This is a genomic window from Rhodoferax sp. LS1P39 (assembly GCF_056521425.1).
Genome location: NZ_JBWMAV010000009.1, coordinates 1 through 11,847, shown reverse-complemented (window position 1 = coordinate 11,847; position 11,847 = coordinate 1). Strand labels below are relative to the sequence as shown.

The window sequence follows — 11,847 nt, the reverse complement described above, 5'->3', positions numbered from 1 at the left end:
GCGCGCCGTGTCCACCCCTTTCCATCTGCTCGAATCCGTCAAACGCCTGCGTTTGCGCGGCCACCTGGGCGGGGAGATTCCGCAGCACCGGGCCATCTCCCGCCTGCACCTGCCGCGGCACCGCCTGTGGCTAGGGTTGGCCTTGGCGGTGCTGTTGACGCTGCTGCTGGTGCTGCTGCGCCCGTGGGTGGCGCAGGCCTGGGCGCTGGAGATGGTGTGGTGGATGCAGGTGCTGGAGGTGCCCGGGCACTTTGACGCGCGAGGGCGGGGCGGTGACGGCCTGCTGGCGCTGGCCGTGCCCTTCATCGACCTGCAACTGGCGGCCCCCAATGGCTGGGCTCCGGTAGGGCATGGGCTGGTGGCCCTGAGCGTGTGGTGGGTTGCAGGCCGAATGCCGGATGCGGCCAAGCCGGTGGCCTATCTGCTGCGTTTTGCCGTGTTGGTCCACGGCGCATCGGTGCTCTTCTTCATCTTTTGGCCGGCCAGCTTTCCCCACTCGGTGGACCAGCATGTCGGCAGCGGTTTGCGCCAGGCCTGGCATCTGATGCTGCTGGCACCCTGGATCCACTTCGCCACCTATTACCTGTTTCCGTTTGCGTTCTGGCAGCGCGTCCTGTTGACCGTGCTGAGCTGGCTGTTTCTGGGTCTGCTGACCCCGCTGCAATATGCCTTGCATGTGGCCTTGGTCCAGCATGGGGGTTTGGTGGTGATGCCGCTGCTGCACCTGCTATTGGGTGTGATGCTGGACATCATCGGCTTTGTGGCCTTGTACGGCTGGGCCATGGGCTGGCGCCTGCAGCGAGGTGCCCATGCGCAGGAGTGACGTTGCCGCCGTGTTGGCGACCAGCATCGCCCTGTGGACGGGTGGCGCGGGTTCTGCCGCCGCGCAGGAGGCTGCCACAGTCCCGTACGCCTGCCTGCCGGGGGGGCTAGTGGATGCCGCGTTCCGGGATGCGGCCCTGCAGGCGCTGGACCGCCTGGTGGTGCGCGCCCCCGGCAAAAGTGCCGACGGTGCCATCAAGGTGCACCACTCGCCCGGCCATCTGGACCCCCAGGGCGCGGTGTGGCATTACGTGTCGGCCTACCAGGTCAACCTCGGCCTGCTGGGGGTGCTGCGGGTCGCCCCCCAGCGGGCGCCGATGGCTGCCCAGTGGCTGCGCTGGCAGGCGGCGCACACCACCCCCACCGGGCCGTCCGAAAGCGTGGTGTTTGACCACTGGGTGCGGGCCTCGGATCTGCTGGAATCCACCTGCCCTCCGGGCAAGGGTGCGCGCGCCTGCCCGCAGGTGGATGCGTATGACAGTACCGCCGCATCCCTGCTGCTCATGGCCCAGGCCTATGCGCAGGCCACGGTGGAGCGCGCGGTGTTGCGCGAGCTTCCCGTGCGCCGCGCCCTGGAAGAAGCCGCCGCCACCCTGGCGCGCCTGACCCAGCCGCATGGCCTGCCCTGGGCCAAGCCCGACCACCAGGTGGCCTATCTGATGGATGCGGTAGAGGTTGCGGCGGGCTGGCGTGCCTGGGCCCGGTTGCAGCGCGATGTGTATGGCATCCCCCAGGCCGCCAAGAACAGTCTGGCCCATGCGCAGCGTACCGATGCCGCCATCCAGAAGCATCTCTGGCATGCCCCCAGCCACACCTGGCGCGTCAGCCTGGATGCCGCCAAGCCCGACTTCCGCCAGTGGTACCCGGACACCGTGGCCCAGGCCTGGCCACTGTTGTGGATGGACGGCACCGCCTCAGCCACCGCCACCGAGGACAGTGTCCCTGCGGCGCGTGCGCAGCGTGTGTGGCAACAGGCTGCGGCCCGTTGGCAAGGTCGGGCCGGATGGTCCCAGCGCAATGTCGACCCGGAAGGATTCTGGTGGCCTGCGGTGGCGGTGGCTGCGCGCTGCGTGGGCGATGACGTGGCCGCTGCGGCCTGGGTGGCGCGTGCCCGCAGCGCCTGGATGCGGCCCGACACGCCATTTGCCTGGCCATTCCAGGTGGCCGACCTGCAGTGGCTGCTGTGGCTGGCCGACCCCGTATCCCCGCAGGGGGTTCCTGCCTTGTGAGTTTTTCTGTGTTCGTTTTGGTTTTTTTACTTCACCTTGGAGGTTTTTATGCAACTCTCTCTGCTTGCACGGCGGCATTTTGCCGCGGTGCTTTTCGCCCTGCTGGCCCTGGCGGTCACCGGCACAGGGGCCACTGGCAGCTATGGCGGATCCTCGCCTTCGCGCGACAACCTGACCCTGCTGGTTCCTGACAACGCGGTCCTCACGAGCTGGCAGGTCCAGGTGTGGACCGATGCCGCCGCGGAGGAAGGTATCCAGATCAAGACCATCACCGACTCGGCCTTCCTGGCCCTGGGCAGCACCGCGGCCAGCAAGATTGCGGGCCTGGTCATGCCCGACAGTGCGCACATCCAGGCCAGCGATGCCCTGGTGGCCGCCGTCAAGCAGTACGTGTCGGGCGGCGGCAAGCTGCTGCTGACCTACGACGCTGCGGTGTTGAACGACCTGGGTTTTTACGACCTGTCGGGCAAGTCCCGCTTCTCGGACCTGGTGGGGGTGGACTACGTGCAGTACGAAGCCCTGCGCGACCGTGTGGTGGGCTTCGGCCCGGTCGTCGGCAGCAAGGCCCGGCTGAACAACCTGTCGGTGCCGCCCGGCAAATTCGTGCCGTATACCGCTCCGTTGGAGTTACCGGTAGCCACCGCGACCACCCCGTTTGTGCCGACCAGCCGGTTGGACCCGGGTGGTGCGGACGTGATGCGCGCCATGGTGGAATCCCGCACGCGCAGCTTTTCGGCATTGGGCCGTATGGCCAACCCCTTGCGTTATGACCTGCGTGTGCACAGCGCCACCCCGGCTTTGCGTCTGCCCGGCTCCTTTCCCTACCGCTACTCGGACGATGTCAGCGCCACGGTGGATAGCACCGGCACCTACTGGCAGGAAAACCCCATCGGTTGGGTCTCTACCCAGTTGAGCGAGGCCGACAAGGCCTTGCAAACCATCAGCGGCTATGGCTATCCCGCCCTGGGCTACTACTCCTACGTGACCACCGGCACCTTCCCGGGCAATGTGTTCCTGTCGTCGCCGGAACACGGGCTGGTTGCGGGTGAGCGCTCTTACGGCAACGGCAAGGTCTTGTTTGTGAACATCCCGCTGGGCTATTTTGCGGCCATCGGTACCGACAGCATGCTGCTGCACGGCTTCCTGAACCACTTCGCCCGTGACCAGGTGGTGATGCCCCGCCTGTCGGTGCAGCCCAAAGGGGTGGGCGGCCTGATTTACAACTGGCACGTGGACGATGGCGATGACCTGATCCCCGACTACACCTACGTCATGGGCCAGTGGTTCATGCAGGGCAAAGGGCCGTTCTCGGTGCACTTCACGGCGGGTCCGGATGTGAACGTGATTGGCGACGGCCTGGGCATGAACCTGGCCAACAACCCCGCCGGACAGTCCGTGGTGCGGGCCGCGGGTGCGTACCGTGGCAGCGTCACCAACGAAGTCGCGGCCCATGGCGGCTGGAACCACAACATCTTTGGTATCAACGCCAACGAAACCAACGCCGACACCTACCTGCCCTGGGTGCAGGCCAACGTGGGGGTGCTGCAAAACATCATGGGCAAAAAGAGCCGCGAGTATTCGGCCCCCCAGGGCAACAACCCGCTGTGGTCCACCCAGTGGCTGGAAACCTACGGCATCGTCGGCATGTACACCGTCAGCAACACCGGCACCGCCGCCACGCGCGAATGGCGCAATGGTGCGCGGGTGACCAACAAACTGTGGGCCATGCCGATCGCCCCGCTGGGGACCTCTGCCACCTTTGAAGAGTTTGAAGAAAAAGGCATCACCGACGGTGCCTCGGCCCAGTGGCTGCTGGACCTGCAAAGCTTTGTGGTCAACAACCGCACCAACCGCCTGTTCTACAACCACCCCCCGGGTGCGCGTGACCATTTGGGCGTGGTGAAAACCTTTGTGAACCGCGCGGAAAACCTGAAGAACTGGGGCCGTTTCAACTGGTACACCATGGACCAGATCGCAGACTTTTCCCAGCGCCGCATCCAAACCACCTGGAGCAGTTCCAGCTACTACGGCTACAGCCGCTTCACCGCCAGCAACCCTGCTGGCCTGACCGACGTGACTTGGCTGCTGCCCCGCAGCCGCTACGGCTATCCCTACATCCTCAGCGGCTGGGCCACGGTGGATGTCTATGACGACACCAACTGGATCGTCACCGCACGTGGCGGCACCAACCTGTCGTTCAAGGCCTACGACCGTTAAAAATGGCTTGATCCCTGCCACCTGCACGTGGCAGGGATTTGAAGCCAAATTGGCCTCTACCGCTTATTCAATAAGCGTGACAAGCTATTGAAACTATAGCGTTTGGGTCAAACGACCACGCGCTCCCACACCAGCCCCCATTTCTGCAAATACTTGCGCAGCCGGTCGGCATCGTTGACCACGCTGCGCTGGGTGCGGGACTGGCCAAACAGGGTGCGTCCGGCCTCTGACAGACTCTTCGATTGGCGGCACACGCCCAGTACGGCTTCGAGCTGCAGGCGGTCGAACAGGTCCATACCTTCGGTGTTGAACGGCAGCTCCGGCATGGTTTTGGCGGCAGGCGCGGCCCGCTGCCACAGCCAGCGCAGCCGCTGCAATTCCGCCTCTACCAGCGCCAAACCAATACGCCCGCCCTCGGCCAGGGTGGCCAGCCGCGTCACGCTGGCCGACAGGTCGCGGAAGTTGCCGCTCCACTGCGCTTCGGCCGACTGGGCAAAGCGCAAATAGCGCGCCCGCGCCTCCACATTGAAGCGCACCACCCGCCCCGTGTCGGCGGTGCTGCGGGCCAGCAGGTGCTCGATGTTGGGCTCGATATCTTCCACCCGCTGGGCCAGCCCCGGCAGGGTGTAGGCCCACAGGTTGATGCGCGCAAACAGGTCGTCGCGAAAGCGCCCGGCGGCCACCTCCTGGCGCAGGTCGCGGTTGGTGCCCACGATGAGCTGGAAGTCGCTGGCCACCTCGCGGTCGCTGCCCAGCGGGTGGAAGCGCTTTTCCTCCACCGCCTTGAGCAGCATGGCCTGGCCCTCCAGCCCCAGCTCGCCAATCTCGTCCAGAAACAGCACCCCCTGGTGGGCCGTGCGCAGCAGCCCGGCGCGCTCGCTGGCCGCGCCGGTAAACGCGCCTTTGCTGTGGCCAAACAGGGTGCTGGCCGCCGTGTCGCCGCGCAGCGTGGCGCAGTTCACCTCCACAAACGGGCCCTGCACCAGGTGCCGCGCCTTTTTCAGCTCGAACATGCGCCGCGCCAGGTGCGACTTGCCCGCGCCAGTGGGCCCGGTGAGCAAAATCGGCGCTTTGGAGCGCACCGCCACCCGCTCGATCTCGTCAATCACCGCGTTGAAGTCCGCGTTGCGGGTGGCAATGCCGCTCTTCAAGAACGCCACCGCGTCCTGCGTCTCCTGCCCAAAGCGCTGCGCCAGCACGTCGTAGCGCGACAGGTCCAGGTCGATCAGCGTGTAGCTGCCCGGGTTGCCACGGCCCTGCCGCTTGGGCGGCGCAGTTTGCAGCAGCACCCCCGGCAGCACCCGCGCCTCCACCAGCAAAAACAGGCAGATCTGCGCCACGTGCGTGCCGGTGGTGATGTGCGCCCAGTACTGCTCTCGCTCAGGGTCGAACGGGTAAGCCCGCGCCCAGGCGTGCAGCCCGGCGTACACCGTGCCAAAGTCCCACGGGTCGGCCATGTCCATGGGCACCAGCTGCACCACGGTTTCGGGCGATACGCTGGCCACATCGGCCTGCACTTGCATAGCCAGCTTGGTGTGCTGCGGCGCATGCAGCAGCTCGATGCGGTCCACCTGCATGTCCTCGTGCTGCACCAGCGACACCGTGGGCCGCCATTTCTCCCACCGCCCCGCGCCCAGGCCGCTGTCGAGCTGCGAACCCAGGAATCCCACCACCACGTTCTTCTTAGTCATAGCTTAAATTCTTAATCACTAGTTTTTATTCTAGTTATTTTTGAGAATGTATGTCGGCGAAATGGGCTAAATCGTTATGAATCAAGGACTTGGGTTAAATTGCAGGCGCTGGCACAAGCTTTGCAAAACAGGGTGGCTTTTGGGAAGAAAAACATGAACTACAACCAGGAACAACCCGAGGGCGGTGTGCCCATCAAGATGTGGACCCAGGGCGTGCCGGTCGAAGAAGCCGCCATGCAGCAGTTGGTCAACGCTGCCCGCATGTCCATCGTGTACCCGCACATTGCGGTCATGCCCGACGTGCACCTGGGCATCGGCGCCACTATCGGCTCGGTCATCCCCACCCGCAAAGCCATCATCCCGGCGGCGGTGGGCGTGGACATCGGCTGCGGCATGATGGCCTGCAAAACCACGCTGGTGGCGGCAGACCTGCCCGACAACCTGGGACCGTTGCGCACGGCGATCGAGCGTGCCGTGCCGCACGGATCGGTGCCCAAACGCTCGGGCCGTGATACCGGCAGCTGGGAGAACCCGCCCGAGGCGGTAGACCTGGCCTGGGCCAGCCTGGCCGACGAGTTTGAAGCCCTGTGCGAACTGCACCCGCGCTTCAGGAACACCAACAACCGCAAGCACCTGGGTACGCTGGGTTCGGGCAACCACTTCATCGAGGTCTGCCTGGACGAGCAACAGGCCGTGTGGTTCATGCTGCACTCGGGTTCGCGCGGCGTGGGCAATGCCATCGGCACCCACTTCATCGAGCTGGCCAAGAAAGATGCCGAATTGCACCAGCGCAACCTGCCGGATGTGGACCTGGCCTACCTGGAAGAAGGTGCGCAGTACTTCGGCGACTACGTGCGCGGCGTGGGCTGGGCGCAAAAGTTCGCCCGCCTGAACCGCGAGGTGATGATGCACAACCTGATTGCCACCGTGAAGAAGCTCATCCCCAAGCCCTTCGACGCGCAGCTGGAGGCCGTCAACTGCCACCACAACTACGTGAGCCAGGAGCGCCACTTCGGTGAAGACGTGTTCGTCACCCGCAAGGGTGCCGTGAGCGCCAAGAAGGGCGAGCTGGGCATCATCCCCGGCAGCATGGGTGCGCGCAGCTTCATCGTGCGCGGCCTGGGCCACCCCGACAGCTTCCAAAGCTGCAGCCACGGCGCAGGCCGCGTGATGAGCCGCACCAAGGCGAAAAAGGTCTACACCGTAGCCGACCAGATCAAAGCGACCGAGGGCGTGGAATGCCGCAAGGACGCGAACGTGATCGACGAGATCCCGATGGCCTACAAGGACATAGCCGCGGTGATGGCCGCGCAGCGGGATCTGGTGGAGGTGGTGTATGTGCTGAAGCAGGTGCTGTGTGTGAAGGGCTAGCTTGCAAATTACTCCTATTTTCATGGCTGCTACCGCCCATTCCATAAGCGCGAGCGGCATATTTGGCTTAAAAATGATAGATATTGACGGCTCTACCGGCGAAGGCGGCGGGCAAATCCTGCGCAGCGCCTTGGCCCTGTCTATGTGCACCGGCCTGCCCGTGCGCATCCAGCACATCCGCGCCAAGCGGCCCAAGCCGGGGCTGATGCGCCAGCAACGTACCTGTGTGTTGGCAGCGGCGGCGGTGTGCGGCGCGCAGGTGCAGGGCGACGCACTCGGCTCGCAAACCCTGGTATTCACCCCTGGCGCGGTGCAGGCGGGCAACTACACGTTCAGCGTCGGCACGGCGGGCAGTTGCACGCTGGTGCTGCAAACCGTGCTGCCCGCCTTGATGCGCGCCCAGTCGGATAGCAACATCACGTTAAGCGGCGGCACACACAACGCCATGGCCCCGCCGTTTGACTTTATGGTGCGCAGCCTTGCACCCCTGCTGTGCCGCCTGGGCGTGGGGCTGGACCTGGGACTGCGCCGCCACGGCTTCTACCCGGCGGGCGGCGGTGAGATGTGGGCGAGCATCGGCCCGTCTGCCCTAAAGCCCTTCGACCTGCTGGAGCGCGGCCCGCTGGTGGGCAGCTTTGCCGAATGCCTGGCCCCCGCCCTGCCGCGCAGCGTGGCCACCCGCGAACTGGCGGTGCTGGGCCAGGCGCTGGGCTGGTCCGAGGCGCAACTGCGCACGCCCGTGCTGCGCCAAAACGAAGGCCCCGGCAATGCGCTGATGGCCACTTTGGAACATGCGCACGTCTGCGAGGTGCTGACCAGCTTTGGCGACAAATCCGTCAGCGCCGAGCAGGTGGCGCACCGGCTGGTGCAGCAGATGCGGGCTTACCAGGCCAGCGACGGTGCCCTGGGCGAGCACATGGCCGACCAGTGGATGCTGCCGCTGGCCTTGGCGGTAGCCGATAGCGGCGTGGCCGCCAGCTATACGTGCACCCACCTGACCGAGCATGCGCGCACCAACATCGGAGTGATTGAGGCGTTTTTGCCGGTGCGCTTTGAGGTGGAGAAGAGGGGCGCGGGCTGGAGGGTGTCAGTTCAGCGCCAGACAAGTACCTAGCGACGATGCATAGCTTCCGTTGGATTCTTTGGTCCATCGTAAGAGTTCTGCTTTAGGCTTGCCTTTGTACGGCGCAACCGCCACGAAGTTGTAGCAAGCTGGAAGATCTTCGGGCTGTAGATCCATGGCTGATTTACCAGCTTTATCGGGGCGAGCCAGTATCTTTTGGATTTGTGATGGAGATGCAATTCGCTGAAAGGCACCGGTATTGGCGCGAGTGACGGTGAATGAGCCGCCTTGCATCTCACCGAGCGGAATCGGTTTCGGCTCTATGGCACTGTGTGTGTGGGCAAAGACAATTAGTGAGGGGATGTCTTTGCCTTGAAGTGCAATTTTGGGAAGTTGAGCCTTTAGATAGTTAACTTCTAGCTGGCTCTTGCCGATGAAAACTCCTTTTACGATGGCCCCCAGGTTTTGGGATGCGGTAGGACAGAGTGCCGCACCTTGAATGTTCTTTTTGGCTGCGCAGATTAGATCAATTTCATTATTTGTTAGGTTGTTGGTATCAAGCGTTAATGTCCCGCTGCTCTGCGATTGGAGTGCGGCTTTCGATAGCGTAGGATTTTTTCCCAGTACGTCGATGAAAAAACTTACGGGCTTGCTAAGTACTTTTTCCCGGCTCCATTCCGTTGGTTTTTCGTCGCCCAGCAAATCGAAGGTTTGTTGCAGGGATTCCTGAAACAGCAAAAATCGGAAGAACTTCCCTACTGCCACGGCGGTCTGTCCAAAATTGGCTTGACCCAATGCGAACTGCACGCCGGTCCATTCGTCCGAGAGGTTGTCGATGATGGGAAAAATGTGTTCGTACTGGTTATAAAACTGCTGCACCATGTTTTCGCCCCATGGTTTTTGCAGATAGACCACCCCATCTTCTTCTACAAAAGGTGAGGGCCACTGCTTAAACAGATTCAGGTCGTCTACTTGGTGGCCGTGGTCGGCATAGACTTTTCCATCCGTTGACAACCAGTAGCCCGACTCCCTAACCGACACCGCCAGCCCATTAAATTGGTCTAGCAGATAGCCCCTTACCTTGGGAAAAAGCAGGGCTGCATCATGGTTGCCAGGAATGAAGTGCACTGCATGTTTTTTGCCGGTAACAAACTTGCGTATCGACACCACAAAGTCAGTATGTGCCTGTAATACCGCCATAAAACGCGCCAAAGCTTCAGTTTCGGTGCAGCCGAGGTTCAGGTCATTTTCATGGCAGTCGCATGTTTTACAGATTGGGCTGGACAGGTCACTGGAACAATCCATGCTGGGGGACTGCCATAACTCAAAAGTGTCGCCCACAAAAACCAAGTCTGCACCTTGCGGCTGGTTTGTGTCTAGCCAGTGCAAGTAAGCATCGAAATCGGTTTGCCATCGAAAGTCTTCGGTTTTTTTCCACTCGCCATCAACTTTGCCAGCTCCCACATGCAGGTCGCTGACAAAAGCCACGTACCGCTCACTGTCCGCCCAGGCCAGAGCCGAAAGCACCCACGTCAACCCAAAAAACACCAGTTGGATGAATAGTCTTTTCATGGGGCAGCCTGACTTTGAACTTCCGCAACAGGCGTGATAGAGGGAGCGCAGATACGCTGAAATGGGTTTCCGACCAACAGGTATTTAAGCGCGGAGCCTGAGTATGTGAACATTCCGCCTTGCTCCTTGGACCACAGGCAGCGGGTGGTTAAAGCATGTGCTTGGCCGATGGTGATATTTTCATTTTTGTACTTGGTCAAAACTGATTGCATACACGTTAGATACGCAGCGGCTAGATGGCCATTCACAGTCGAGGTGGTGGCTACAACCGCCGCGGCGCCCATGCTGAGCAACTTTCCAATCAACATTGCGGGGTTGATTTCACCTGACGCTGACTGGCATGCGGCCAGAATTGCGATAGAAGAACCTTTAAATTGGCGTTCGACATCACCCACATGCACGCCGTCTGCTGGGTCCTTCCCCAAATACAAGCTGCCTGTGCTGTGGTGGCCCAGGTAGGTAAACACATAGGGTTCATATGCAGTATTGGAGCCATCGTTTTTGGGCGACTTCGGAGCACCATGAAGCCAAGTTTTAAGGAGTTTGAGGTCTACGGGCTGCTTTTTGATATAGCTTGACCAGGCTTCATTCACTGAGGTTAGATTGCTCAGTGCGTCGGAAAGCGCCGCATTTCCGGTATTTTTGGTTATGTCTTCCGCAACCGCCATTTCCGGAATTGCCACATACCAATTGTTAGGGCAAGAGCGAGAAGGGCTGAGATCGATCTCTGCAACACGCAGAGCCACCGCAAAACGTTCACCTAGAAAAATCGGTTTATTGCCTTTGTCTTTGGCAATTCCCATTGCGCCCACAGGTAGCATGTTGGTCGTAAAACGGCGCAGTTTCCCTGAGCCCTTGACCTCAACCAGCAGGCTGGGTGGGAGATCATTTTTTTGATCAAGTGCCATTTCGACAATGATTTTGCGGGCCAGCGCGGCATTTTTTTGATTGGCATTATTCGCTGCTGGAGTCCGACTTGGCAAATATGGTTCAAATATCGCTCTGGCAAATCTGTATCCCAACTCGCTCAATTTCTCGCCACCAGAGCTGACTCCGACGGTATCGGTAAAGTTCTGGGTAGCAGTTTTCAGATCTTCCAACGTTTGCTCGCTCTCCCACTCGACTGTGGCTGTGCCGTCTTTCCTGTAGGTAAGTCGGACCTTCAGACTGCTATACGTTCCGCTCTGCGTGACCTCGCCGTCGAACGGTTCTAACGTCAACAACAAATCTGGAGCCGCGATGTCAGATTGCAGATAGCCTTGCGGGCTAGCGTCCACCCCAACGCTACTCGGCCATGCGGTATTGGTTGCCAAAGTGACGACCATGTATTGCACGGTAACTGCCGTGCTGGAGTCCACCATCGTGATTCCCACTTGGTGGGTTCCAGCTACCAATATTCGAAAATCGAAACCGAACTCCGCTACCAGTGCATGGGCTATTTGTTCGGCGGTGGGTACTGCCTCTAACTCCGAATGCGGAGTTGGTTGCAATGTTCGGAGTCGCTGCAAGTCAATGGCCAGGGAAAGCTTTCGCGCTTCTACCGGAATGCGCAGGCGTTGCTCGTCGGACGGTGTGATGTAAACGTTAAACAGGAGCTGCTTGCGCGTTTCCTCCGCCATTGCCTTCTGGACCGTTGATACGAATTCTTTAGATGGCTTGACTGTCGCCACATTGGGGATCCCGGCCAAATCGATCGTTGAGAGCCGAAATTTAAGGTGGTGCAGGGTATAGAGGTCTAGTTCCGCAATGTCAGGCTGGGGACGCTTGTGCTGGTCTAATTCCCCCGGACACCTCGATAGGTGGAATCCACCTGGACGAGAAATATGACCAAGAAGCAAAGACGAACATTCAACGCGGAGTTCAAGCTGCAAGTCGTGCAGAT

General features: G+C 61.2%; 8 protein-coding genes. 5 read left to right on the top strand and 3 right to left on the bottom strand.

The annotated features are described in order from the left end of the window. The first annotated feature begins 7 nt into the window (after positions 1-7). Genes AC097O_RS14990 through AC097O_RS14980 form a run of 3 tightly spaced genes read left to right on the top strand, consistent with a single transcriptional unit; the run spans position 8 to position 4,268 of the window. On the top strand, positions 8-823 hold the full coding sequence (locus tag AC097O_RS14990; RefSeq protein WP_479593581.1) for a hypothetical protein: 816 nt from the start codon (positions 8-10) through the stop codon (positions 821-823). Continuing rightward, complete coding sequence (locus AC097O_RS14985; RefSeq protein WP_479593580.1) at positions 810-2,051, top strand: hypothetical protein; 1,242 nt, start codon at positions 810-812, stop codon at positions 2,049-2,051. Before AC097O_RS14990 ends, AC097O_RS14985 begins: the two co-directional genes overlap by 14 nt. A gap of 48 nt (positions 2,052-2,099) precedes the next feature. Next, a complete protein-coding gene (locus tag AC097O_RS14980) occupies positions 2,100-4,268 on the top strand; it encodes a polysaccharide deacetylase family protein (RefSeq protein ID WP_479593579.1) in 2,169 nt (722 codons plus the stop codon). Between the two features lie 107 nt (positions 4,269-4,375). Here AC097O_RS14980 and rtcR read toward each other — a convergent pair whose 3' ends face one another. Next, a complete protein-coding gene (gene rtcR / locus AC097O_RS14975; RefSeq protein WP_479593578.1) occupies positions 4,376-5,959 on the bottom strand; it encodes an RNA repair transcriptional activator RtcR in 1,584 nt (527 codons plus the stop codon). 153 nt (positions 5,960-6,112) lie between these two features. On the opposite strand from rtcR, the gene AC097O_RS14970 reads away from it, so the two are divergent. Both AC097O_RS14970 and rtcA read left to right on the top strand, forming a co-directional pair. Further along, positions 6,113-7,330 (top strand): RtcB family protein, encoded by a 1,218-nt coding sequence (locus tag AC097O_RS14970; protein ID WP_479593577.1) that lies wholly within the window; start codon positions 6,113-6,115, stop codon positions 7,328-7,330. A 73-nt stretch (positions 7,331-7,403) separates the two neighbouring features. Further along, positions 7,404-8,444 carry an RNA 3'-terminal phosphate cyclase gene (gene rtcA / locus AC097O_RS14965; protein WP_479593576.1) on the top strand — a complete coding sequence of 347 codons (1,041 nt, stop codon included), beginning with the start codon at positions 7,404-7,406 and terminating at the stop codon, positions 8,442-8,444. On the opposite strand, the gene AC097O_RS14960 is transcribed toward rtcA, so the two are convergent. Beyond that, entirely contained in the window at positions 8,418-9,965 is a 1,548-nt protein-coding gene (locus AC097O_RS14960) for a metallophosphoesterase (protein ID WP_479593575.1), read from the bottom strand. The genes rtcA and AC097O_RS14960 overlap by 27 nt on opposite strands. Continuing rightward, positions 9,962-11,847: hypothetical protein (locus tag AC097O_RS14955; RefSeq protein WP_479593574.1), on the bottom strand; the 1,886-nt coding region annotated here is incomplete at its 5' end. The genes AC097O_RS14960 and AC097O_RS14955, both read right to left, overlap by 4 nt.